Here is a 24,343-nt window from a genome sequence, read left to right on the forward strand (position 1 = left end):
GACGCACCCTTGGCTGAAGGCAAGAAGCTCGTCATCGTCGAGTCCCCGACGAAGATGCGGTCGATTCAGGGATACCTCGGCGACGGCTACGAGGTGCTCAGCTCCGTCGGCCACATCCGCGATCTCGCGGACAAGAAGGACATCCCTGCCGCTGACAAGCAGGCGTACGGGAAGTACTCGATCGACGTCGACAACGACTTCGACCCCTATTACGTGGTGTCCGACCGCAAGACCAAGACGGTCGCCGAACTCAAGCGAGCTCTGAAGACGGCGGACGAGCTCCTGCTCGCCACCGATGAAGACCGCGAAGGCGAGGCGATCGCCTGGCACCTGCTCGAGACGCTGAAGCCGAAGGTGCCCGTCAAGCGCATGGTGTTCCATGAGATCACCAAGGACGCGATCCAGGCGGCCGTCGGCAACACCCGTGAGCTCGACATCGACCTCGTCGACGCGCAGGAGACCCGCCGCATCCTCGACCGCCTCTACGGGTGGGACGTCTCGCCCGTGCTCTGGTACAAGGTGAAGACCGGCCTCTCCGCCGGACGCGTGCAGTCCGCCGCGACCCGCATGATCGTCGACCGGGAGCGCGAGCGCATGGCGTTCGTGTCGGCGGACTACTGGGACGTCGAGGCTCTCGCGTCCTCGGCATCCGCCTTCAAGGTGCGGCTGGTGCGCGTCGACGGCGGCCAGCTCGCCCGCGGCACCGACTTCGACGACCTCGGAAAGCTGAAGAAGGCCGTCGTCGTCCTCGACGAGAAGAAGGCTGCGGCTCTCGCGCTCGCCGTGGACGCCGCCGGCGCCGGCACGGTGACCAAGGTCGAGGCGAAGCCCGGAACGCGCAGCCCGTACGCCCCGTTCACCACCTCCACGATGCAGCAGGAAGCCGGACGCAAGCTCTCCATGAGCGCGAAGCAGGCGATGAGCGTCGCCCAGCGCCTCTACGAGAAGGGCTTCATCACCTATATGCGCACCGACTCCACGGCGCTGAGCACCCAGGCGGTGCAGGCGGCGCGGAACCAGGCGGTCTCGCTCTACGGCGACGCGGCCGTGCCGCTCAAGCCGCGCGTCTACAAGTCCAAGAGCAAGAACGCCCAGGAGGCGCACGAGGCGATCCGCCCCTCGGGCGAGACCTTCCGCACTCCGGCCTCGGTCTCCTCGCAGCTCGACCGTGAAGAGCAGCGCCTCTACGACCTCATCTGGAAGCGCACCGTCGCCAGCCAGATGTCCGACGCGAAGTACGAGACCACGACCGTCACGATCGCCGTCGACGCCGCAGGGCAGAAGGCCGAGTTCACGGCATCCGGCACTGTCTACACCTTCAAGGGCTTCCTGGAGGCGTACGAGGAGGGACGCGACGAGAAGCGCAGCGACAGCGACGCGGCCGACGACCAGTCCCTGCCGGCGGTCGCCGTCGGCGATGAGCTGCGGATGACGGACGCCGAGGCCAAGGGTCACCGCACCACCCCGAAGCCGCGCTACACCGAGGCGTCGCTGGTCAAGGCGCTGGAGGAGCACGGCATCGGCCGTCCGTCCACGTTCGCTAGCATCATCGGCACCGTGATCGATCGCGGCTACGCGACCAAGCGCGGACAGGCCCTCGTGCCGACGTGGCTCGCGTTCAGCGTCGTGCGTCTGCTCGAGGAGCACTTCGCCGACCTCATCGACTACGACTTCACCGCGGCTCTGGAAGACGACCTCGACGCGATCGCCAGGGGCGAGCAGAAGCGCGTCGAGTGGCTGAAGTCCTTCTACTTCGGTACGGAGTCGCAGGTGGGTCTGCGTCAGGTCGTCGACAACCTCGGCGAGATCGATGCGCGCGCGCTCAACTCCACGCGCATCACGGACACGGCGACGCTGCGCTTCGGGAAGTACGGCCCCTACCTCGAGGTCGCGAACCCGGAGGCGCCCGACGAGAAGCCGCGAATCGTGAACGTCCCGGAGGATCTGGCGCCGGACGAGCTCACCGCGGCCAAGGCCCAGGAGCTCATCGAGGCCCCCGTCGCCGGCGACCGCGTGCTCGGCGAGAACCCGGAGAACGGCAAGATCATCGTCGTCAAGGACGGACGATTCGGCCCCTACGTGCAGGAGAACGACCCGGTGTCCGACGATGCCGGTGTCGACGCGTCGACCGGGGAGGTCGTCGAGGCGCCGAAGCCCAAGCGGGGCGCCAAGAAGGAGACGGCTCCCAAGCCGCGCACCGGTTCGCTGTTCCGCTCGATGTCCGTGGACACGATCGACCTCGACACCGCACTCCAGCTGCTGAGCCTGCCGCGCGTCGTCGGCGTGGACCCCGAGTCCGGCGACGAGATCACGGCGCAGAACGGCCGGTACGGTCCCTACCTCAAGAAGGGCGCCGATTCGCGGTCCCTCGAGAGCGAATCGCAGATCTTCGACGTCACACTGGACCAGGCGCTCGCGATCTACGCGCAGCCGAAGTACGGCGCCGGCGCGCGTCGTGCATCGAGCGCGCTCGCAGAGTTCGACGCCGACCCCGTCAGCGGCAAGCCGATCCGCATCCGTGACGGACGCTTCGGCGCCTACGTCACCGACGGGGAGACGAACGTCACGATCCCGCGTGGGCAGAAGACCGAGGACATCACGTTCGAGATCGCCGTCCAGATGCTCGCCGACAAGCGCGCGAAGGGTCCGGCCCCGAAGCGCGGCGCTGCGGCGAAGAAGGCCCCTGCCAAGAAGGCCCCCGCCAAGAAGGCGCCAGCGAAGAAGGCGGCGGCCAAGAAGGCGCCGACGGATGCCGAGAAGGCGGCCGCTCGCTCGGCTGCGGCGAAGAAGGCCGCGGCGACGCGCGCCGCCAACGCCGCGAAGAAGGCGGGCTCGTGACCGCAGGTCGCGGGGTCTGGATCACTCTCGAAGGCGGAGACGGCTCGGGCAAGACCACGCAGGCGAACCTGCTCGCGGGCTGGCTGACGGATGCCGGGCATGCGGTGCTGCGCACCAGGGAGCCCGGCGGCTCCGAGGTGGGCGAGCTGATCCGCAACATCGTGCTGCACCACCGCGGAGACATCGCCCCTCGGGCCGAAGCGCTGCTGTACGCCGCGGATCGGGCACATCATGTCGCGACGGTCGTGCGCCCGGCGCTCGACCGCGGAGAGGTCGTCCTGCAGGACCGCTACCTCGACTCGTCCGTCGCGTATCAAGGTGCAGGGCGCGTGCTGGACGGCGACGAGATCCGCGAGCTGTCCCTGTGGGCCACCGAGGGGGCGCTTCCCGATCTGACCGTGCTGCTCGACCTCGATCCGGAGGCCGCGCGAGAGCGGCTCGACTCGGACGACAAGCCGTTCGACCGGCTCGAGGCGGAGAAGACCGAGTTCCACTCCCGAGTGCGCGACGCGTACCTCCGCCTGGCCGACGCCGAGCCCGAGCGGTTCCTGGTGCTCGACGCCGCGGCATCCGCTGATGAGATCGCCGCGGCGATCCGCGTCCGCGTGGAGTCGCTCCTCGGCTGAGCCCTGCCTCCAGGGAGTCGGTGTCGGCGCCGCAGGTTACGCTGAGTACATGCCCCAGACCGTCGCCGCCGAGTTCCCGTGGGGCGATGTGTGGGGGCAGGATGCCGCCGTCGAGACGCTCCGTGGCGCCGCATCCGACCCTGCTGCGCTGTCGCACGCGTGGCTGATCACGGGCCCCCCGGGGTCGGGGAGGTCTACCCTCGCCCACGCGTTCGCCGCGGCGCTCGTGGCCGACACCCCCGAAGACGAGTCGTCCATGCGGCAGGTGCTGGCGGGCACCCATCCCGACGTGACCGCCCTGCGCACCGACAAGGTCATCATCACCATCGCCGAAGCGCGCGCACTCGTCGAGCGCTCCTACTTTGCGCCCTCGGCCGGGCGGTACCGCGTCATCGTCGTCGAGGATGCCGATCGCATGGTCGAGCGCACCTCGAACGTGCTGCTGAAGGCCCTCGAGGAGCCGCCGGAGCAGACCGTGTGGATCCTGTGCGCTCCGAGCGAGGCCGATCTGCTGCCGACGATCCGATCGCGGGTCCGCTCGCTGCGGCTGCGCGAACCCGACGTCGCCGACGTCGCGCGGCTGATCAGCCTGCGCACGGGCGCCGACGCGGCCGTCGCCGAGCAGTCCGCCCGTCACGCGCAGCGTCACATCGGCATGGCTCAGCGCCTCGCCACGGACGACGCCGCTCGACGTCGTCGCGACGAGACGCTGCGTTCTGTGCTCGGCGTCCGAGGGGTCGGCGACGCCGTGGAGGTCGCCGGGCGCATCATCCAGGCGGCCACGGAAGACGCGAAGACCCTCACGGCCGAGCGCGACGCCGCGGAGCGCGCCTCATTGCTGCGTACCGTGGGCATCGCCGAGGGGCAGGCCGTGCCGCCGGCGCTGCGCTCGCAGCTGTCCGCGCTCGAAGACGATCAGAAGAAGAGGGCGACGCGCAGCCTGCGCGACGGCATCGACCGCGTGCTCACCGATCTGCAGTCGATGTTCCGCGATGTCGTGATGCTGCAGTTCGGTCGCGGCGACGACCTCATCAACCGCGAACTGCGCGCCGAGCTGAGCGCGCTCGCGGATGCCTGGCCGGAGACACGTACTCTGGTCGTACTTGACCACCTTGCCGAGACACGCCAGTCGCTGGAGCGCAACGTCGCACCGCTGCTCGCCCTGGAGAGCTTGCTCGTGACCGTCACGAGCGGGAGGACACCGTGAACAACAGACCGACTTCCCGTTTCCGACGCGCCGCGATGGTGGTCGCTGGGCTCGCCGCGGCATCTGTCATGCTGTCCGGCTGCCTGTACTCGATGATCCCCGAGCAGTCGTCGTCGAAGCCGTCGGCGACCAACGCTCCCGACACCGAGGGCGTGGCCGAGAACCTGCTGCGCTTCTACGGGCAGACCCTCACCTGGACCGAATGCGGCACGGGCTTCGACTGCACCGACGTCACGGCGCCGCTCGACTGGGAGAACCCCGGCGACGGGGAGATCACCCTGTCGGTGATCCGCCACCAGGCGTCCGGCACGGCGAAGGGCTCGCTGCTCACGAACCCCGGCGGTCCCGGCGCGAGCGGTGTCGACCTCATCCAGAACAGCCTCGACTACGCCGTCGGCGCCGACCTGATCGCGAACTACGACGTGATCGGCTTCGATCCGCGCGGCGTCGGCCGGTCGACCGCAGTGACCTGCTTCGACGCGGCGGGCATGGACGACTACCTGTACTCCATCCCCGCGGCTCCCCGCGGAACCGCCGAGTGGGAGACCGAGCTCCTCGCCGCCCACAAGAAGTTCGCCGAGGCGTGCGAGGCGAACAGCAACGGCATCCTGCCGTTCATCACGACCATCAATGCGGCGCGCGACATGGACCTGATCCGCGGCGTCCTCGGCGACAAGAAGCTGAACTACCTCGGCTACTCCTACGGGACGTTCCTCGGCGCGACCTACGCAGAGCTGTACCCGGAGCGCGCCGGCCGACTCGTCCTCGACGGGGCGATCGACCCCGCCGTCTCCGGACTCGAGGTGAGCGCGACGCAGGCCATCGGCTTCGAGTCCGCGCTGCGTGCGTACATGAAGAGCTGCCTCGACTCGGGGAAATGCCCCTTCAACGGCTCGGTCGATGAGGCCATGACCGATCTCGGAGCGCTGCTCGCGAGCGTCGACGCCTCTCCGCTGAAGAACGGCGACGGTCGGCGGATGGGTGCGGATGCACTGATGACAGGGATCATCGCTGCGCTGTACTCGGAGGACAGCTGGAGCTACCTCACCGATGCGCTGAGCGGAGCGCTGCAGGGCGACCCGTCGATCGCGTTCCAGCTCGCGGACTTCTACAACGGCCGTGAGAACGGCACATACGCCGACAACTCCAGCGAGGCGTTCCGCGCGTACAACTGCATGGACTATCCGGTGGAGGATGACCCCGCGGCCGAGGCCGCGTCGACGGCGAAGATCGCCGAGGGCGCGCCGACCATCGCCAAGTACTGGGACGGCCCGGACTCCTGTTCGGTCTGGCCGTACCCGCCGACCGGCACGCGCGGGGAGATCCACGCCAAGGGTGCGGGGCCGATCCTCGTCGTCGGCACCACCAACGACCCGGCGACGCCGTACGAGTGGTCGGAGTCGCTCGCCAAGCAGCTCGACGAGGGCGTGCTGATCACCCGGGTCGGGGAGGGCCACACCGGCTACAACAAGGGCAACACGTGCGTGGACAAGGCCGTCGAGGCCTTCTTCCTGGACGACACGGTGCCCGAGAACGGCCTGCGCTGCGAGTGATGCCGGCTCGATTCGCGAGCGCGCTCCGAAACAGGTAATATCGGAGACCGCGCCGCTTTAGCTCAGTCGGCAGAGCATTTCACTCGTAATGAAAAGGTCGTCAGTTCGATTCTGACAAGCGGCTCCAGCAGGCCCCGTGATGAAGATCACGGGGCCTTTTGGTTTCCCGAGCGCGTACCCTCGGAATCATGAGCAGAGCGCTTCTCATCGTCGATGTGCAGAACGACTTCACCGAGGGCGGTGCGCTGGCCGTGGAGGGCGGGGATGCCGTGGCATCCGCGATCTCCACGTTCCTGACCGAGCACGCCGCCGACTACCGTGTCATCATCGCGTCGCGCGACTGGCACGACGCCGACGGCGACAACGGCGGGCACTTCTCCGAACAGCCCGACTTCGTCGACACGTGGCCCGTGCACTGCGTCGCCGACACCGACGGTGCGGCCTACGACCCGCTGCTGGCGACGGATGCCGTCACGCATCACGTCCGGAAGGGGCAGGGGCGGCCCGCGTACTCGATGTTCGAGGGGACGACGGATGCCGGAGAGACCGTGTCCGCGGTGCTGACGGAGTTCGGCGTGCTGAGTGCGGACGTCGTGGGCATCGCCACGGACCACTGCGTGCGCGCGTCGGCCCTGGACGCGATCGCACACGGCGTCCAGGTGCGGATACTCACCGACCTCGTCGCAGGGGTCGCTCCGGAGCCCAGCGCCGCGGCTCTCGCCGAGCTCGCGCACGCCGGCGCCGTGCTCATCGAGAGCGCGGAGGCGTGACCGCGGAGCGCTGCGCACTGCTCCTGCGCGCGGTGAACGTCAGCGGACGCAACAGGGTGCCCATGGCCGAGCTGCGTGAGCTGCTGGGCGCGCGAACGGCTCTGACGACCGTCTCCACGTACATCGCGAGCGGCAACATCCTGTGCGACGCGCCCGCCGACCTCGGTGCGGCGTGTGCGGAGGTGCGGGCGCTGATCGCGGAGGCGTTCGGGGTCGACACTCCGGTGATCGCCCGGAGTCACGCCGAGCTCGAGGTCGCGCTCGCAGAGAACCCGTTTCCGGATGCGGCGCAGGACAAGATGCTGCACGCGATGTTCCTGGAGTCGGAGCCGGCCGAGGATGCCGTCGACGCTCTGACGGAGCGGCTCGTCGCGGGGGAGCGGATCGCGCTGATCGGCCGGGACCTCTGGATCGACTACGACGAGGGCGGCGTGCAGAACACCAAGCTCACCAAGGCCGTCCTCGATCGCGCGCTCGGGGTGGCCGGCACGGCGCGGAACCTCCGCACCGTGCGCACGCTCGCCGAGCTCACGGCCTGAGAGCGCGGCTCAGCGCGACCGGCGGCGTCTGCGGATGCGCCTGCACGTCGACTCGACGGACGCCGCACCCGTCGCAGCGGACGTAGAGCACGAGGCCCTCGCTGGTCGGATGCCGCGAGTCGACGAGCCAGGCGTGCTCGTGAACGGGGGCGGTCTGGCGGGGGATCGGAAGTGTGTGCAGGGAGGCCATGCATCCAGCGTGATGTAATGGCCTTATGCATCTCAACCCTTACGGTGAGTACGCGGTCCTGTTGGCGGCATCCCTCGCCAACGACTGGCCGGCCGACCGCGCCGGAATCGAGGCGCGCACGCGGGAGTTCGGGATGACGATGGACTTCCCCGACGAACCCGACGACCACGATCTGACCCGCGGGGTGATCGACGAGTGGCTGCGCGTCGTGGACGCCGAGCCCGGCCGGCCACGAGCCGAGCTGCTGAACGCGCAGATGGCGACGGCGGCCGCCTATCCGCGGCTCACTGATCATCACGACGAGGGCTGGCACCTGCACTACCGAGACGACGGCCAGCGGCTCGCGTTCGTCCTGAGGGCGGTGATCTCCGTGGGCACGGCCCTGCACCTGTCCACCCGGGGAATGACGCGTCTGCTCCGCTGCGAGGCCGAGCCCTGCACGAACGTCGTGGTCGACGTGACCCGCAACGGGCGCCAGCGATTCTGCTCGGTGCGATGCGCGAACCGCGCCGCCGTGCGCCGCCATCGCGCCCGCGGAGGAGACTAGTCGCCCGTCGCTGCGCGCTCAGGTTCACGGTGGGCCCCGTGGGGCTCGAACCCACGACCCGCGGATTAAAAGTCCGATGCTCTGCCAACTGAGCTAGAGGCCCGTGTCCTCTCAGTCTAGTGTGCGCGAAAAGGGCCGCCGGCGACTCCCCGCACCGGCGGCCCTTCTTTCCTCTCGTCGTCCTCCCCCGAGGGACGAGAGGCGCCGAGAACCCCCGCTCGGCGTCCCGCGCCTTACTGGGCCGGGGGCATCAGCACGGAGTCGATCAGGTACACCGTGGCGTTCGCGGTCTGCACGCCGCCGCAGATGACCTTCGCGTCGTTGACCATGAGGTCGTCTCCGCTGCCGGTCACGGTGAGGTCGGCGCCCTGGACGGTCTTGTGCGTGCCGTCGATGTCGGACGGCTCGATCTGACCGGGGACCACGTGGTAGGTGAGGATCGACGACAGCGTCGCGCTGTCGGTCTTGAGTCCGTCGATCGTCGCCGCGTCGATCTTCGCGAACGCGTCATCCACCGGGGCGAAGACGGTGAACTCGCTGCCGTTGAGGGTGTCGACGAGGTTCACGTCCGGGTTGAGCTGACCGCTCACCGCCGCGACGAGCGTCTTCAGCATCGGGTTGTTCGATGCGGCGACCGCCACCGGGTCCTGAGACATCCCCTGGATGGATCCGGCTCCTGACGGAACCGCGTCGGCGTATGCCGCGCATCCGGGGCCGACGAGGTTCGCCGCCGGGTCCATCGTCTCGGGCGCCGACGACTCAGACGACTCCGGCGCCGACGGCTTCGTCGTCTCCTCGGCCGGGGTGCTGCCCATGGTGCAGGCGGAGAGCAGGAATGCGCTCGCCAGCGTGAGGGTGACTGCTGCGGTGACCTTCTTCTTGGTGCTGAACATCTCGAGCTCCTTCAGAACTGGGCCACGGTCCGTCCGTGGCGTCGACATCTGTTCGGAGCCCCTCGCCGATCGGATGGGAGAAAGTTCCGTCCAATCCGAAACGGGGGTCGAGAGCGAACAGAGGGCGACAGAAGCGAGGACCTCATGGACCTGATCATCATCGGCCTGCTCGGCGGGCTCATCACCGGAATCTCACCGTGCATCCTGCCCGTGCTCCCGGTCATCTTCCTCACGGGGGGAGCGCAGTCGGCGAAGTTCGACGGTGAGGTCGTGCCGGCGAAGCGCAGCCGGCCGTACCTGGTGATCGCGGGCCTGGTGCTGAGCTTCACGCTCGTCACCCTCGGCGGATCGCTCCTGCTCGGGCTGCTGAATCTCCCGCAGGACATCATCCGCTGGGTCGGCATCGCCGTGCTGGTCATCATCGGCGTCGGCCTCCTCGTGCCGAGGTTCGAGCGGATCCTCGAGCGCCCCTTCCAGCGCTTCGGCCAGCGGGAGGTCAAGAACCGGGGCAGCGGGTTCGGCGTCGGCCTCGCCCTCGGCGCCGTGTTCGTGCCGTGCGCGGGCCCCGTGCTCGCCGCCATCATCGTGGCCGGCTCCACGGGCCGCATCGGAATCGGGACGATCCTGCTCACCGTGTCCTTCGCGATCGGCGTCGCGGTGCCGCTCCTGGTGTTCGCCCTGGCCGGAAGGGGCGTCATCGAGCGCATCCGCGCCTTCCGCACCCGCGAGCGCGGCCTGCGCATCGCCGCGGGGATCGCGATGATCGCGCTCGCCGTGGGGCTGGTCTTCAACGTCCCGCAGGCGCTGCAGCGCCTTCTGCCCGACTACACGTCATCTCTGCAGCAGGGGCTGGCCGATTCCGATCAGGTGTCGGATGCTCTCGATCTCGGCGGCCTCGTGAACGACGAGAACAAGGATCTCGACAAGTGCACGAACGGCGCCGCCGAACTCGAATCCTGCGGCACGGCGCCCTCGATCAAGGGGATCCAGCAGTGGCTCAACACCCCTGGGGGTGAGGCCGTGGATCTGAAGAGCCTCCGCGGCAAGGTCGTGCTGATCGACTTCTGGGCGTACTCCTGCATCAACTGCCAGCGCTCGCTCCCGCATGTCGTCGCCTGGGATGCCGCGTACCGCGACCTGGGGCTCGAGGTCATCGGCATCCACTCCCCGGAGTACGCGTTCGAGAAGGATCCGGGCAACGTCGCCGCGGGAGTCGCCGACTTCGGCATCGACTACCCGGTCGCCCTGGACAACAACCTCGCGACGTGGACGAACTACCGCAACCGGTACTGGCCGGCGCACTACCTCATCGATGCGCAGGGGACCGTCCGCCACATCTCCTTCGGCGAGGGCAACTACGCCGCGACCGAGAAGCTCATCCGAGAGCTGCTGAAGGACGCCGACCCCGATGTCCAGCTGCCCGCGGCGACGGATGTGGTCGATGAGACACCGGACGTCGGCTCGACGACGCGGGAGACGTTCCTCGGCTCCTCGAAGGACGTGAACTACGGCGGCGGCACGGAGTACCGCTCCGGCACCCGCGACTTCGCGCTCCCCGACAAGCAGCCGGACGACAGCTTCGCTCTCGGCGGAGGCTGGACGGTCGAGACGCAGTACGCGACGCCGTCCGGCGGTTCCGGCAGCATCCGCCTGAACTATCACGCCGCCGAGGTGCGCATGGTCGTCGCCGGCTCTGGCGAGGTCGTCGTGCGCGATGACAAGGGCAACGAGCAGCGCATCCGCGTCGACGGCACTCCGCGCTCGTACGCCCTGGAGAAGGCGGATGCCGTCGCCCAGGGGTCGTTCACCCTCGAGGTGCCCACCGGAGTGCAGGTCTATTCCTTCACCTTCGGGTGAGGTCTGCACGGGATCGAGAGGAGATGCGGCATGCTGGTGGAGATGGTCATCGACGGGGTGGACGTACCCGAGGACGGAACGGCGCGGGATGCCGTCGCCGATCTCCTCGGGCGCATCGCCGACGGCGACCAGGCGGCCTTCGCCGCACTCTACGACACGCTGTCGCCCCGCGTGTTCGGTCTCATCCTCCGTGTGCTCGTCAACCGCTCGCAGAGCGAGGAGGTGCTCCAGGAGGTGTTCCTGGAGATCTGGCAATCCGCCGACCGCTTCGCTCCGAACAAGGGTCAGGGACGGACCTGGGTGATGACGATCGCCCATCGTCGAGCGGTGGACAGGGTGCGTGCATCCCAGTCCAGTGCCGATCGCGATGTGCGGGCGGGACTCAGGGACATCGGGGTGGCGCACGACAGCGTCGCCGAGCAGGTCGAAATGGGCATCGAGGGAGAGAAGGTCGTCGATGCGCTTTCGGGGCTACCCGAGGCGCAGCGGGAGGCTCTCGTCCTCGCCTACTACGGCGGATACAGTCAGAACGAGATCGCGGTGCTCGTGGGAGCACCGCTGGGGACGATCAAGACACGGATGCGAGACGGGCTCATGCGTCTCCGCAGCGCGATGGGGGTGACGGCATGAACGAGCAGGAGTTCGCAGAGCTCTCCGCGGCGGCGGCGCTGCACGCGCTGTCTCCCGATGACGAGCGACGGTTCCGCACCGCCCTGGCCGTGCACCCTGAATGGCGGCGGATCGCCCGAGCGGATGCCGAGGCCGCTGCCGCGCTCGCGCTGCCCGTCCTTCCGATGACGCCTCCGATGGACATCCGCTCGGCTCTCCTCTCCGCCATCGCGGACGCGCCGCAGGGCGACCGGGAGACGGCGTCGGCTCCTCCTGCTCCGACCCCGGCCGCCGAGACCCGTGACAGGACCGATGACGGCGGCCGCGATGCCGCGAGCCGCCCGCACTCTTCTGCGGCTCTCCCGCAGGACACGCCCGCGGGGGACCCCCAGCCGGCTCCCCGTGAACGTCGTCGCGGACTGCGGATCCTCTTCGCGCTCGCCGCATGCCTCGTGCTGCTGGTCGGCATCGGCATGGGCGCGACCGCCCTGAGCTCCTATCTGAACCGGCCGGCGGCCGTCGTCGCCCTGGAGCAGATCGAGGCATCAGGCGATGCGCAGCAGGCGGAGGTGCCCGTGGCGGCAGGCGGCAGCGCCACGGCGCACTGGTCGGCATCCCTGGGCAGGGCCGTGCTCGTCACGGAGGGCATCGCCGCTCCGGCCGACGGGCAGACGTACGAGCTGTGGTTCGTGCGCGGGGACACGGCGGTGTCGGCGGGCACCTTCTCCGTGGACGACGGGAAGGCCACCGCGGAGCTGCGCGGCGAGATGAAAGCGGGCGACGCGATCGCCGTGACGGTCGAGCAGTCCGGAGGATCACCCACCGGCGTCCCGACCTCAGACCCGGTCATCGTCATCCCCACCGCCTGAACGCTGCTCGACGCGCGTACCCTGGAGGGATGCCCGAGCAGCACCATCGCCCTGTGCGCCGCCCCACCAGCGCCTTCGACAACATCGTCGGTTCCCACGACCCCGCCGAGGAGACGCGGGTCGCGCACGCGACGGCATCCGCCCTGCTCACCAGGGTGCGTGCCGACGAGAGCGGCGTCAGCGCCGAGCGTCTCGTCGCGTTCACTGCCGAGCACGGCATCGACGAGATCGCGGAGCTGTGGTCGAAAGCCCCCTCCCGCACGCTCCCGGGTGCGCTGTGGCGGCTCTACGTGCTGCAGCTGGCGATCCACGGCGACCCGCAGACGGCGGCGCTGCTCTACGAGCGCGGACGCGTCGAGCTCGCGTCGGCCGACGCGGTCATCGCCGGAGCGCCGGTCCCGGCGAACCCCGACGAGCTCGTCGCCTTGATCGACACCATCCTGCGCGGCGCCTTCCGGGGCGACTTCGCGGTCGCGCTCGACAGGGCGGCTGCGTTCTGCCGCGTGCAGGCGTCGGGCGCGACGCACCTGGCCGACGACTACGAGGCGACGGAACCGGCGAGGGCGAGTGAGCTCACCACGAGGGCGCTGAGATTGAGCGCCTACGGACAGGACCTGTCCGCGGCCGCGGTGCTGTGGCGGATGGACGCGCTGGCCTGACCGGAGGCGGCTGGCGACGAGGCCGCGGACGACGGTGAGGCGGGCGGTGTGAGCCGGTCGGCGCGAGCCCGGAATCGGCTCGGGCGAGCCCGTGTCGGGCTCCTGTGGTCCCGTGCCGGGTTTCGATGGGCCCGGATATGAGAAGACCGGGCCGCAAGAACGCCTCTCGGCGGAAGGCCGCTCGCAGCGGCAAAAATTGGAGCCCGGGGTTATGCGGCCCGGCCGATCAAGTGTAACGCGATCTCGCCTCTGCTATTCCCGACCTCTAGGCTCGGATCATGACCCGGCGCTTCGCACTCATGATCGATCCCGTCGCCGCATCCGAGGAGCGCGCCGACTTCGCAGACACCTTCACGATGGTGGACGCCGCGGCCCCCGCGCTCAGCGTGGGCGAGCTCAGCACCCAGCGCGGAGACGGCGTGTTCGAATCGATCGGCGTGGTCGACGGGCACGCGCAGGAGGTCGTGCCGCACCTGGAGCGCCTCGCGCACTCCGCGCGGCTGTGCGACCTCCCGGCGCCTCATCAGGAGCAGTGGCGGCAGGCGGTCGCGGTCGCCGCGGCGGAGTGCGGCGAGGGCGAGGCCGTGATCAAGCTCATCCTCAGTCGCGGCGTCGAGCACGGCCCCACGCCGACGGCCTGGGTGACGGCGGCGCCCGCGGCGGACTTCTCGGCCGCGCGCGTGCACGGCATCCGCGTCGTGACGCTCGACCGCGGGTACGACCTGCACGTCGCCGAGCGTGCGCCGTGGCTGCTGCTGGGCGCCAAGACCCTCTCGTACGCGGTCAACATGGCGGCGCTGCGCGAGGCGCACCGTCGGGGAGCGGATGACGCGGTCTTCCTCTCCAGCGACGGATTCATCCTGGAAGCGCCGACCGCCTCGCTCATCCTCCGCTTCGGGGACCGCTTCGTCACGCCGGCGCCGAACGGTGGCATCCTGCACGGGACGACGCAGCTCAGCGTCTACGACCACCTCACCGCCCGCGGCTTCGAGGCCGGGTACGCCGAGATCCCGGCATCCGACCTCGCCACGGCGGATGCCGCCTGGCTCGTCTCGAGCGTTCGTCTCGCCGCTCCGATCACCGCTGTCGACGGGGTGGAGCTGCCCGTCGACTCCGCCCTCACGGCCGAGCTGAACGCATACCTCCTGTCTCCCCGCGACTGACCCGGGGGGAGCCGCGCGGGCGGTCTCCCGGGCACAGTTTCGGAGTAGCCCCTGGGCACAGTTTCGGAATAGCCCCCGGGCACAGTTTCGGAGCGGCGGTGCGACATGCCGTCGCAAGGATGTCTCCAGCGGCGTGTCGTCTTGTCTCGTCCGAAGTTGTGCTCGGGCGCCTCTAGTCTGGTCCGAAGCCGTGCCCGCGGCGCTTCGGGAAGACGGGATCGGATCAGGGGCGGAGCGTCATGGTGGACACGATCGACTGCTCGACGAGGTCCCAGTCGTGCAGCACCATCGCGTAGTCGAAGCGCAAGGAGACGTGCCCCCAGAGAGCAGAGGAGGCGTCGCGCATGAGATCCTGGTGCCGATGCGACGTCGAGTCATGGTTGGCTCTTCCGTCCGTCTCGATGATCAGCCATCCGTCGATCAGAAGATCCACGCGGCCCGTTCCGACGACGTAGGCCTGCGTGCGGACGCTCCACCCGTACTTGCGGATACGCAGCCTGACGAGCGATTCGAGCCCGCTGTCGGCGTCCGCTCGGGAGAAGTCGATGAGATCCTTGCCCGCGCGATCGATCACTCGTCGCAGCCAGCGCAATCCCTCGTTCGTCATCAGACCGAGTCGCCGTGCCGATTCGAGCGACACGAAGAAGGCCTCCGCACCCCTGCAGCGGTAGATCTGAAGAAGTACGCGGGGAATAGCGGGTAGGGCGAAGGTCTCGGGGGACGGACCGCGATCCCAGTGGCGGATGCAGGTGCACCTCCGCGAGGAGATGCCGTGGTGGTGTCTGTCAGGACGCATCCATACATGTATGTCCACGTCATCGAGCACCCAGATTCCCAGGTGTCGCGCCGCGGTCTCGCATCCGAGCGATCCGCCATGCTCTGCGGCTTCCGCTGCCGGGGCACATGCCGTGGGCGCCGCATACACTCCGCGTCGGAGTCGACGGAGCTCCCCAACGCGCACGCGTCGCTCGATCTCTCGGCGGGACTGCGACCTTCGGAGTTCGCTCCAGGTCCAGATGTCAATCGATGTCGTACTGCACACCCGTAAAGGATGGGATCGGCGGGTGGTTGGTCCGAACCGCCAACCCACGATCGGTGGACGAAATCCGAGACTCTCGATCCTGTGGAGGAGATGTGGATCCCTGGCCAAGACGCACGCTTCGGAGTCCACGAACGAGCACAGCTTCGGAACTCACGAACGAGCACAGCTTCGGAGCTCAGGCGCGAGCACAGCTTCGGAGCGGAGGTGCGAGCACAGCTTCGGAGCGGAACGAAGAAACGCCGTGCAGATCTCACGATCGCACGGCGTTTCTCATCCGAACTCCGAAGCTGTGCCCCCCGAGACGGAGAACGCAGCCAGAGCAGCCGGGGCTTATCCGAAGCGGCCGGAGACGTAGTCCTCCGTGGCCTGGACGGACGGGGTCGTGAAGATGCTCGTGGTGTTGTCGTACTCGATGAGCTTGCCGGGCTTGCCGGTGCCGGCGATGTTGAAGAAGGCCGTCTTGTCGGAGACGCGGGATGCCTGCTGCATGTTGTGCGTCACGATGACGATCGTGTACTCGGTCTTGAGTTCGCCGATCAGCTCCTCGATCGCGTAGGTCGAGATCGGGTCGAGGGCCGAGCAGGGCTCGTCCATCAGCAGCACGTCGGGGGAGACCGCGATGGCCCGCGCGATGCACAGACGCTGCTGCTGGCCGCCCGAGAGGCCGGAGCCCGGCTTGTCGAGACGGTCCTTGACCTCGTTCCACAGGTTCGCGCCCTGCAGCGACTTCTCCACCAGCGCGTCGGCGTCGGACTTCGAGATGCGCTTGTTGTTGAGCTTGACGCCGGCCAGCACGTTCTCGCGGATCGACATGGTGGGGAACGGGTTCGGGCGCTGGAAGACCATGCCCACCTGGCGGCGGACGGTCACCGGGTCGACGGTCGCGCCGTACAGGTCGTCTCCGTCGAGGAGCACCTGGCCCTCGACGCGGGCGCCGGGGATGACCTCGTGCATGCGGTTCAGCGTGCGGAGGAAGGTCGACTTGCCGCAGCCCGACGGGCCGATGAACGCGGTGACGCTGCGCGGCTCGATGTCGAGAGAGACGCCCTCGACGGCGAGGAAGTCGCCGTAGTAGACGTTGAGGTCGTTGACTTCGATGCTCTTGGACACGTGAGGTTCCTTCGGGTTGTGGCTCAGCGGCCGGTCTTCGGGGCGAACACCTTCGCGACGATGCGCGCGACCAGGTTCAGCACCATGACGATGACGATCAGTGTGAGGGCGGCGGCCCAGGCGCGGTCCACGTAGGCCTCGGCGGGGATGCCCTGGTACGCGTACTGCGAGTAGATGAACACCGGCAGCGTCTGCATTCGTCCGCCGAAGAGGTTGTAGTTCATCGCGTCGGTGAAGCCGGCGGTGAGCAGCAGCGGAGCGGTCTCGCCGATGACACGCGAGATGGCAAGCATGACGCCCGTCGTGATGCCGGCGATCGAGGTGGGCAGCACGACCTTGACGATCGTGAGCCACTTCGGTACGCCCAGCGCGTACGACGCCTCGCGCAGGTCGTTCGGCACCAGACGCAGCATCTCCTCGGTGGAGCGCACGACGACCGGGATCATCAGCACCGACAGCGCCACGGAGCCCATGATGCCCATGCGCACACCGGGGCCGAAGATCAGCGCGAACACGGCGTAGGCGAACAGACCGGCGACGATCGACGGGATTCCGGTCATCACGTCGACGAGGAAGGTGATGATCTTCGACATCCGCGTGCCCCGGCCGTACTCGACCAGGTAGACGGCCGTCATGAGCCCGATCGGCACGGAGATGATCGTGGCGGCGAGCGTGACGAGCAGCGTGCCCATGATGGCGTGCAGCGCTCCGCCGCCCTCGCCGAGCACTCCGCGCATCGAGGAGTTGAAGAACAGCGGATCGATGCGCGCGATGCCGTTGGAGATCACGGTCCAGCCGACCGAGACCAGCGGCACCATCGCGATGAGGAACGCGGAGGTGACAACGCCCGTGACGAAGCGGTCCAGCGCCTTGCGCGGCCCCTCGACGATGCGCGAGGTCACGTAGACGATGATCAGGTAGAGGATGGCGCCGACGACGAGGCTTCCGGCGATGTTGAAGGCGGATCCGGATGCCGCGGCCATCACGCCGAACGGTGCGGCGGCGACGACGAGCGCGATGCCGAGGAGGGCCCAGGGGGTCCAGCGGGGCAGGTGGCCGGAGGAGAGCGATGCGCGCGAGGTCTGGATCGCGCGAGGCGTCTGGGGGGCGATCACGGTCATGTCAGTTCGCTCCCGAGAATTCCTTGCGGCGGTTCACGAACCAGCGCGCGACCGCGTTCACCGCGAAGGTCACGATGAACAGGATCAGACCGGTCGCGATGAGGACGTTGATGTTCGTCTTGTAGGCCTCGGCGAAGGTGAGCGCGATGTTCGCGGCGATCGTCGAGGGGTTCGTCGAGGTGAGCATCTCGATCGTGACGGCCTTGCTCACGGAGAGGACCATGGCCACGGCCATCGTCTCGCCGAGGGCGCGCCCAAGGCCGAGCATCGAGCCCGACACGATGCCGGAGCGGCCGAAGGGCAGCACGGCCATGCGGATCATCTCCCAGCGCGTGGCGCCGAGGGCGAGCGCCGCCTCCTCGTGGAGGCGGGGAGTCTGCAGGAAGATCTCGCGGCAGATGGCCGTGATGATCGGCACCACCATGACCGCGAGCACGATCGCCGCGGTGAGGATGGTGCGACCTGTCGGCGAGACGACTCCGCCGAAGAAGGGGATCCAGCCGAGGTTGGTGTTGAGCCAGGCGTAGACCGGCTGCACCGCGGGGGCGAGCACGAAGATGCCCCACAGGCCGAAGACGACGGAGGGCACTGCGGCCAGCAGGTCGACCACGTAGCCGATGGTCTGCGCGAGGCGGCGCGGCGCGTAGTGGGTGATGAAGAGCGCCACGCCGAGCGACAGCGGCACGGCGATGAGCAGCGCGAGGAAGGCGGCCCAGAGGGTTCCGAACAGCAGCGGGCCGACGTAGTCCCAGAAGCCGGTCGTCAGCAGTGATGCGGTCTCGTGGTCGGCGGTGAAGGCGGGAATGGACTGCACGATGAGGAAGATCGCGACCGCGGCGAGCGTGATCATGATCATGGAGCCGGCGGCGACCGCCGTGCCGGAGAACCAGATGTCGCCGGCGCGCTTCTTCGCGACGATGCGGGCTGGAGCCTCCGCTGTCGTGGCTGTCATGGGAGCTGCTTCCTGCTCGGTGATGTTCGGGTATCGGGTGCGGACAGACGGTGTCCGGGATGCCGTGGCACCCCGGACACCGTCTACTGGGTCACTTGATGAGGTCGATCGCGGCCTGCGCCTTGGTGCGCAGGTCGTCGGAGATCGGGGCGCTGCCGGCGTTCTTCGCGGCGGCGTCCTGGCCCTCGGCGCTGATGGCGGTCGTGAAGAACGCCTTGGTCAGGGCGGCAACGTTCTCGTCCTCGTACTCGGCGCAGGCGATCAGGTAGCTGACGAGGAGCACCGGGTAGGCGCCCTTCTCGGTCGTGGTGCGGTCGATCGCGAACGCGAGGTCGCCCTCGGTGCGGCCGTCCTCGACCTTGGAGGCGTCGAGGGTGATCGCGGCGCCCTCGGCGGAGTGCGCGACGAACTCGTCGCCGACCTTGACGCTGACCGACGCGAAGTCGGCGGCCTGCGAGGAGTCGATGTAGCCGATGAGGCCCTGGCCGCCCTTGACGGCGTTGGCGACGCCCGAGGTCTTCTCCGCGGACTCGCCGCCGAGCTCGGTCGGCCACTCCTCGACGCTGCCGAAGGTCCAGGCGTCGGGAGCGGTCTGGGCGAGGTAGTCGGTGAAGTTGCCCGTGGTGCCCGACTTGTCGGAGCGGTGCACCGGCGAGATCGCCAGGTCGGGGAGGTCGACGTCCTTGTTGGTCGCGGCGATCGCCGGGTCGTTCCACTTGGTGATCTTTCCGGCGAAGATGCCGGCGATGGTCTCGGGGTCGAGGTCGAGCGAGTCGATGCCGTCGAGCGTGAAGACGATGGCGATGGGGGAGACGTACGCGGGGACCTCGATGAGGTCGGAGCCGTCGACGCAGGCGCCGAAGCCGCCGGCCTTGACCTCGTCGGTCTTGAACGCCCGGTCGGAGCCGGCGAAGTTCACTGCGCCCTGCTGGAAGGACTCGCGGCCTGCGCCGGAGCCGGCCGGGTCGTACTCGACCACGGCGTCGGGGTTGGTCTTCTGGAACTCAGCGGTCCACGACTGGATGGCGACCTGCTGGGCCGAGGAGCCCGAGCCGACCAGCGAGCCCGAGAGAGCGGGGGCGTCGGACGTGGGAGCGTCGGTGGAGCCGCCGGTGCCGCCTTCGTTCGCGGCACAGCCGGCGAGAGCGAGGGCAGCGACGGCGCCGATGGCGCCGATTCGGGCGATGCGGGAGATCTTCACTGTGGATCCGTTCGATCGGGAATGGGAATGGGCCCGGTGCAGGGCACACAGTGACGCTAAGCGCGGCGGTTAACGAGATTCTCCCGCCCAGGTGAACGGAAGGTGAACGGCGGGCGACTCTCTGGATTCCCCTCCAGACGGGTCGCGGCATCCGAACGGGGTTCAGACCTTGGGGATGTGCGTCTCGATCGCGATGATCCCGGAGCCGGGATTGGATGCCGAGAGGTGCACGACCGAGAACGCGGCCGGTTCGAGAGCGGCGGCGCTGCTCACGTAGGAGCCGCGGATGGTGCCGGTCGCCAGGGCGATCTCGGTCAGGAGTCCTGGCAGGACGGGACCGTGGCTGCACAGGACGGCGGGCTTGCCCGAGCGCACGCGCTTGCCGATCACGCTGCGGAGATCGTCGGAGCCGTCCTCCCAGGCGTCCTGGCTGATCTTCGCGGTGAGGATGGGCTTGCGTCCGAGCGCCTTCGCGAGAGGGGCGACGGTGGCGACGCAGCGGACCGCGTCGCTCGTGACGATGCGTCGGACGCCGAAGGCCCGCAGGGGGCCGACGATCGACGCGGCCTGCCGGCGCCCGCGCTCGGTGAGCGGCCGAGCGGCATCCGCCTCGTCCCACTCGGAACGCGAGAGGGCCTTCGCGTGCCGCAGCGCGATCACGGGGAAGGTGCGCAGCACGCCGTCGTCGACGAGTGTGGAGAAGAAGTCGAGGATCTCGTGATCCACCGGGTAGCTCAGACGCGCCCGCGCCTTCTTCACGCTCACCCACTCGATCGCGGCGATCTCGCGGTTCGGAACGAACGTCGAGGCGCGGATCGCGTCCTCCGTCGCCTCGGCCGCCCAGTAGTGCACGACCTTCTGCTTGTTCGAGGGGAGGTGATAGCGGCTGACCCCGACGGGCACCCCGAGCGAGACGCGGATGCCGGTCTCCTCGTGCACTTCGCGCACGGCCGTCTCCGCGAGCATCTCGCCGGGATCGACCTTGCCCTTGGGGAGCGTCACGTCACGGTACTTGCCGCGGTGGATCAGCAGGATGCGGAGCTTGCCGTCGACGATGCGCCAGACCACGGCCCCGGCCGCGTACACGGCCTTGTCCGTCCACTTCGCCCGCGTGGGCGACGACTTCGTCTGCGGAGACGTCATCGAACCGCCCGTGCGCGGCGGCGCCGCTGGATCAACCCCATGGTCATATCCTGCAGGTCGACGAGCGGGTTGCCGTCGGCGTCTTCGGCGTGGCGCTGCCACACTCCCTCGGCCCCGAGGTGCCACGAGCTCGTGCCGGGGTCCATGGCGAGGTCGAAGAACGCCAGCAGCTCCTGCAGATGCTGCGGATCGGTGACGCGCACCAGGGCCTCGACGCGACGATCGAGGTTGCGGTGCATCATGTCGGCGCTGCCGATGTACACCTGGGGGTCGCCGTCGTTCTCGAAGGCGAAGATCCGGGAGTGCTCGAGATAGCGGCCCAGGATGCTGCGCACCGTGATGTTGTCGCTGATGCCCTCCAGATCGGTGCGGAGGCTGCAGATGCCGCGCACCCAGACCTCGACCTTCACGCCGGCCGCGCTCGCACGGTACAGGGCGTCGATGACCTCTTCGTCGACCATCGAGTTGACCTTGATGCGGATGCGCGCCGGCTTCCCCGCCTCGGCGTTCTTGCGCTCGCCGTCGATCTGGCGGAGCAGCCCCTTGCGCAGGTGGAGAGGAGCGACCAGCAGACGCTTGAACTTCTTCTCGATCGCGTAGCCGCTCAGCTCGTTGAACAGGCGCGTGAGGTCCTTGCCGACCTGCGGATCCGTCGTGAACAGTCCGAAGTCCTCGTAGATGCGGCTGGTCTTCGGGTTGTAGTTGCCCGTGCCGATGTGCGAGTAGTGACGCAGGACGCCGTCCTCTTCGCGGATGACGAGAGCGAGCTTGCAGTGCGTCTTCAGCCCGACGAGGCCGTAGACGACGTGCACGCCGGCCTTCTCCAGCTTGCGCGCCCACACGATGTTGTTCGCCTCGTCGAAGCGGGCCTTCACCTCGACGAGGGCGAGCACCTGCTTGCCGGCCTCGGCCGCGTCGATCAGGGCCTGCACGATCGGGCTGTCGCCGGAGGTCCGGTACAGCGTCTGCTTGATGGCGAGCACATGCGGGTCGCGGGCCGCCTGCTCCAGGAAGGCGACGACGCTGGTCGTGAACGACTCGTACGGGTGGTGCACGAGCACGTCGGACTTGCGGATCGCCTTGAAGATGTCGGCGCGCGTGTTGCTTCCGGTGGGCTGGAACGGGACGGCCGTGGTCGGCAGGTGGGGCGCGTAGCGCAGATCCGGTCGGTCGACGCGCGAGAGGCCGAACAGGCCGCGCAGGTCCAGCGAACCGGGAAGGCGGTACACCTCCTGGTCGGTGATGTCGAGCTCGCGGACCAGCAGCTCGAGCGTGACGTCATCCATGTCATCCGTGATCTCGAGCCTGATCGGCGGACCGAACCGGCGCCGCATGAGCTCGGCCTCGAGGGCCTGGATGAGGTTCTCGCTCTCATCCTCCTCGATCACCATGTCCTCGTTGCGGGTGAGGCGGAACGCGTGGTGGTCGAGGACCTCCATGCCGGGGAACAGGTCGCCCAGGTGGTTCGCGATGAGCTCTTCGAGGCGGATGAACCGTGTGATCTCGCTCGTCCCCGGCACCTCGACGAAGCGGGGGAGCATCGGCGGCACCTTGAGGCGCGCGAACTCCTGACGGCCGGTCCGGGCGTTGCGGATGCGGATCGCGAGGTTGAGCGACAACCCGGAGATGTAAGGGAAGGGGTGCGCGGGGTCGACGGCCAGCGGCATGAGCACGGGGAAGACCTGCGCCTGGAAGTACTCCGACAGGGCGGCGCGCTCGTCGGCGGTGAGCTCGTCCCAGTCGGCGATCTCGATGCCGGCATCGGCGAGAGCAGGACGGACCAGGCTCGTCCAGGCCTCGGCGTGCCGCAGCTGCAGGGCGTGCGCCTCGCGCGAGATGTCCGCGAGCGCGTCGACGGGCGAGCGGCCGATGTTGGTGGGCACGGCGAGACCCGTCATGATGCGGCGCTTGAGTCCGGCGATGCGCACCATGAAGAACTCGTCGAGGTTGCTCGCGAAGATCGCCAGGAAGTTCGCCCGCTCGAGCTCCGGAAGGCTCGGGTCCTCTGCCAGCTCCAGCACCCGCTGGTTGAACGCGAGCCAGCTCAGCTCGCGGTCGAGGTAGCGGTGGTCAGGGAGGAGCGAGTCGGGGGACTCGATGGCATCGAAGTCGTCGTCTTCGGAGTCACCGAGACCTGCGTCGGCGAGTGCGGGATCGATCATGGGGTACATCTAAGCACCGAGAGGTGACGCGCGTGTGAACGGAACGGTTCCGTTACCGCGCGGCCACCACGCTGTCGTCGTCGTACACGTTGAACCGGTAGCCGACGTTGCGCACGGTGCCGATGATCTGCTCCTGGTCGCCGAGCTTGGCCCGCAGTCGCCTGACGTGCACGTCGACCGTCCTGGTGCCGCCGAAGTAGTCGTAGCCCCACACCTCGCTGAGCAGCTGCTCGCGGGTGAACACGCGGGAGGGGTGCGTGGCGAGGAAGTGCAGGAGCTGGAATTCCTTGTAGGTGAGGTCGAGTGGCTTGCCGCGCAGCTTGGCGGAGTACGACTGCTCGTCGATCGTGACGCCGGACGCCTGCACGCGCGAGGGCTCGGCGACCTCGTCGTGGCGAGCGAGCGCTAGCCGCACCCTGGCGTCGGTCTCGGCCGGGCCCGCTGTCGACAGCAGCACGTCGTCGACGCCCCACTCCCCGGACACCGCGCTCATGCCGCCCTCCGTGACGACCAGGAGCAGCGGGGAGTCCTGACCCGCGGCGCGCAGCAGGCGGCACAGGGACTTCGCTCCGACCAGGTCGGCGCGGGCGTCGACGATGACGATGTCGTACTCGGGCGCGTTCACGAGATGGGCCGGCTCGGCGGGGATCTGGCGAACGCGGTGGCTCAGCAGCTCCAGTGCGGGCAGGACGTGTTCCGAGTCGGGGGCGCTGGTCAGCACCAGGATCTGGGCCACGCGCTCTCCTCTCGGACGACGGACTTCGCCGTGCCGCCATGATACCGGGCGTCGAAGGTGACGACGTCTTCGAGACGGATGGGTGACAATAGAGCTATGGACGGATGGGTGACAATAGAGCCATGACGGAACCCGCACTCGCGCCGCGCAACGCCTTCGTCGGCGTGTTCGTCGTCTGGGGGGCTGCGCTTCTCGCGTCGGTCGCCGTCGGCGTGTTCGTCCCGGAGGAGTGGCGGGTCTCCTGGCTCCTCGTCGCGTTCGGCGGACTCATCCTGCTCTCCTTCGCCGTGCAGCTCTGGTACGGCAGCACGCAGGGGTTCATCTTCCGCGTCGCGTGCAGCATCACCGGGGCGCTCCTGCTCACGGGGCTGATCTCGGTCGGATTCGGTCTGGCCGCCCTCGTCCCCGCCTGACCGGGGTGCGGTGGGGGTAGGCTGGACGCATGGATCTCGTCGCGCTCGAATTCTTCTTCATCGGCCTCCTGGGTCTCGCGAGCCTCGCCATCGCCTTCGTCTCGGTCGTGGTGCTGCGCAACCTCTTCCGCGGCCAGCGCTGA

23 protein-coding genes and 2 tRNA genes are annotated in these 24,343 nt (G+C 68.7%); 14 read left to right on the forward strand and 11 right to left on the reverse strand.

The window, feature by feature from the left end; all coding sequences use genetic code 11:
• Positions 1–9: 9 nt before the first annotated feature.
• The 7 genes from topA to ACFVRO_RS08940 all read left to right on the forward strand — a co-directional run bounded on the left by topA (position 10) and on the right by ACFVRO_RS08940 (position 7,533).
• Positions 10–2,838: a type I DNA topoisomerase gene (gene topA, locus ACFVRO_RS08910; protein ID WP_386951444.1), complete on the forward strand. Its 2,829-nt coding sequence runs from the start codon at positions 10–12 to the stop codon at positions 2,836–2,838.
• A complete protein-coding gene (tmk, locus tag ACFVRO_RS08915) occupies positions 2,835–3,464 on the forward strand; it encodes a dTMP kinase (RefSeq protein WP_105674071.1) in 630 nt (209 codons plus the stop codon). The genes topA and tmk overlap by 4 nt, the downstream gene beginning before the upstream one ends.
• A gap of 49 nt (positions 3,465–3,513) precedes the next feature.
• Entirely contained in the window at positions 3,514–4,671 is a 1,158-nt protein-coding gene (locus ACFVRO_RS08920; RefSeq protein ID WP_341941523.1) for a DNA polymerase III subunit delta', read from the forward strand.
• 35 nt (positions 4,672–4,706) lie between these two features.
• Positions 4,707–6,224 carry an alpha/beta hydrolase gene (locus tag ACFVRO_RS08925; RefSeq protein WP_105674067.1) on the forward strand — a complete coding sequence of 506 codons (1,518 nt, stop codon included), beginning with the start codon at positions 4,707–4,709 and terminating at the stop codon, positions 6,222–6,224.
• Positions 6,225–6,275: 51 nt separating this feature from the next.
• Positions 6,276–6,351, forward strand: a tRNA-Thr gene (locus ACFVRO_RS08930).
• A 61-nt stretch (positions 6,352–6,412) separates the two neighbouring features.
• Positions 6,413–6,994 (forward strand): isochorismatase family protein, encoded by a 582-nt coding sequence (locus tag ACFVRO_RS08935; RefSeq protein ID WP_386951446.1) that lies wholly within the window; start codon positions 6,413–6,415, stop codon positions 6,992–6,994.
• Positions 6,991–7,533 (forward strand): DUF1697 domain-containing protein, encoded by a 543-nt coding sequence (locus ACFVRO_RS08940; RefSeq protein WP_386951449.1) that lies wholly within the window; start codon positions 6,991–6,993, stop codon positions 7,531–7,533. Before ACFVRO_RS08935 ends, ACFVRO_RS08940 begins: the two co-directional genes overlap by 4 nt.
• Here the strand turns inward: ACFVRO_RS08940 and ACFVRO_RS08945 are convergent.
• Positions 7,523–7,723: a hypothetical protein gene (locus ACFVRO_RS08945; protein ID WP_386951452.1), complete on the reverse strand. Its 201-nt coding sequence runs from the start codon at positions 7,721–7,723 to the stop codon at positions 7,523–7,525. The genes ACFVRO_RS08940 and ACFVRO_RS08945 overlap by 11 nt on opposite strands.
• 25 nt (positions 7,724–7,748) lie before the next feature.
• Here ACFVRO_RS08945 and ACFVRO_RS08950 point away from each other — a divergent pair, with 25 nt between their 5' ends.
• Entirely contained in the window at positions 7,749–8,270 is a 522-nt protein-coding gene (locus ACFVRO_RS08950) for a CGNR zinc finger domain-containing protein (protein WP_386951455.1), read from the forward strand.
• A gap of 30 nt (positions 8,271–8,300) precedes the next feature.
• Here the strand turns inward: ACFVRO_RS08950 and ACFVRO_RS08955 are convergent.
• Together ACFVRO_RS08955 and ACFVRO_RS08960 are read right to left on the reverse strand one after the other, a co-directional pair.
• A tRNA-Lys gene (locus ACFVRO_RS08955) sits at positions 8,301–8,373 on the reverse strand.
• 130 nt (positions 8,374–8,503) lie between these two features.
• Positions 8,504–9,163 carry a fasciclin domain-containing protein gene (locus ACFVRO_RS08960; protein WP_105674057.1) on the reverse strand — a complete coding sequence of 220 codons (660 nt, stop codon included), beginning with the start codon at positions 9,161–9,163 and terminating at the stop codon, positions 8,504–8,506.
• 144 nt (positions 9,164–9,307) lie between these two features.
• On the opposite strand from ACFVRO_RS08960, the gene ACFVRO_RS08965 reads away from it, so the two are divergent.
• The 5 genes from ACFVRO_RS08965 (at position 9,308) to ACFVRO_RS08985 (ending at position 14,320) form a co-directional block, all read left to right on the forward strand.
• Complete coding sequence (locus ACFVRO_RS08965) at positions 9,308–11,020, forward strand: cytochrome c biogenesis protein DipZ (RefSeq protein WP_386951458.1); 1,713 nt, start codon at positions 9,308–9,310, stop codon at positions 11,018–11,020.
• Between the two features lie 30 nt (positions 11,021–11,050).
• Positions 11,051–11,650: an ECF RNA polymerase sigma factor SigK gene (sigK, locus tag ACFVRO_RS08970; RefSeq protein WP_223586041.1), complete on the forward strand. Its 600-nt coding sequence runs from the start codon at positions 11,051–11,053 to the stop codon at positions 11,648–11,650.
• Positions 11,647–12,498, forward strand: a complete 852-nt coding sequence (locus ACFVRO_RS08975) for an anti-sigma factor domain-containing protein (protein ID WP_386951461.1) — start codon at positions 11,647–11,649, stop codon at positions 12,496–12,498. The genes sigK and ACFVRO_RS08975 overlap by 4 nt, the downstream gene beginning before the upstream one ends.
• Before the next feature lie 29 nt (positions 12,499–12,527).
• Positions 12,528–13,157: a DNA-directed RNA polymerase subunit beta gene (locus ACFVRO_RS08980; protein ID WP_341941529.1), complete on the forward strand. Its 630-nt coding sequence runs from the start codon at positions 12,528–12,530 to the stop codon at positions 13,155–13,157.
• A 278-nt stretch (positions 13,158–13,435) separates the two neighbouring features.
• The gene (locus tag ACFVRO_RS08985) at positions 13,436–14,320 is read left to right on the forward strand and encodes an aminodeoxychorismate lyase (RefSeq protein ID WP_386951464.1); all 885 of its coding nucleotides are present in this window, start codon (positions 13,436–13,438) and stop codon (positions 14,318–14,320) included.
• A gap of 223 nt (positions 14,321–14,543) precedes the next feature.
• Here ACFVRO_RS08985 and ACFVRO_RS08990 read toward each other — a convergent pair whose 3' ends face one another.
• From ACFVRO_RS08990 to ACFVRO_RS09025, 8 genes are all read right to left on the reverse strand, one after another.
• Entirely contained in the window at positions 14,544–14,927 is a 384-nt protein-coding gene (locus tag ACFVRO_RS08990; protein WP_386951467.1) for an endonuclease domain-containing protein, read from the reverse strand.
• A gap of 765 nt (positions 14,928–15,692) precedes the next feature.
• On the reverse strand, positions 15,693–16,472 hold the full coding sequence (gene pstB / locus ACFVRO_RS08995; RefSeq protein WP_105674047.1) for a phosphate ABC transporter ATP-binding protein PstB: 780 nt from the start codon (positions 16,470–16,472) through the stop codon (positions 15,693–15,695).
• A 23-nt stretch (positions 16,473–16,495) separates the two neighbouring features.
• Positions 16,496–17,593, reverse strand: a complete 1,098-nt coding sequence (pstA, locus tag ACFVRO_RS09000) for a phosphate ABC transporter permease PstA (protein WP_105674045.1) — start codon at positions 17,591–17,593, stop codon at positions 16,496–16,498.
• Between the two features lies 1 nt (position 17,594).
• Positions 17,595–18,545 (reverse strand): phosphate ABC transporter permease subunit PstC, encoded by a 951-nt coding sequence (gene pstC, locus ACFVRO_RS09005; RefSeq protein WP_386951470.1) that lies wholly within the window; start codon positions 18,543–18,545, stop codon positions 17,595–17,597.
• Positions 18,546–18,636: 91 nt separating this feature from the next.
• Positions 18,637–19,746 carry a phosphate ABC transporter substrate-binding protein PstS gene (gene pstS, locus ACFVRO_RS09010; RefSeq protein ID WP_386951472.1) on the reverse strand — a complete coding sequence of 370 codons (1,110 nt, stop codon included), beginning with the start codon at positions 19,744–19,746 and terminating at the stop codon, positions 18,637–18,639.
• 162 nt (positions 19,747–19,908) lie between these two features.
• On the reverse strand, positions 19,909–20,889 hold the full coding sequence (locus ACFVRO_RS09015) for an NUDIX hydrolase (RefSeq protein WP_105674041.1): 981 nt from the start codon (positions 20,887–20,889) through the stop codon (positions 19,909–19,911).
• The gene (locus tag ACFVRO_RS09020; RefSeq protein ID WP_105674039.1) at positions 20,886–23,051 is read right to left on the reverse strand and encodes an RNA degradosome polyphosphate kinase; all 2,166 of its coding nucleotides are present in this window, start codon (positions 23,049–23,051) and stop codon (positions 20,886–20,888) included. The genes ACFVRO_RS09015 and ACFVRO_RS09020 overlap by 4 nt, the downstream gene beginning before the upstream one ends.
• A gap of 52 nt (positions 23,052–23,103) precedes the next feature.
• Complete coding sequence (locus ACFVRO_RS09025; protein ID WP_223586046.1) at positions 23,104–23,787, reverse strand: response regulator transcription factor; 684 nt, start codon at positions 23,785–23,787, stop codon at positions 23,104–23,106.
• A gap of 122 nt (positions 23,788–23,909) precedes the next feature.
• On the opposite strand from ACFVRO_RS09025, the gene ACFVRO_RS09030 reads away from it, so the two are divergent.
• Positions 23,910–24,200, forward strand: a complete 291-nt coding sequence (locus ACFVRO_RS09030) for a hypothetical protein (RefSeq protein ID WP_105674035.1) — start codon at positions 23,910–23,912, stop codon at positions 24,198–24,200.
• Positions 24,201–24,343: the final 143 nt, after the last annotated feature.

Source organism: Microbacterium sp. NPDC057944 (assembly GCF_042887445.1).
GTDB lineage: Bacteria > Actinomycetota > Actinomycetes > Actinomycetales > Microbacteriaceae > Microbacterium > Microbacterium natoriense.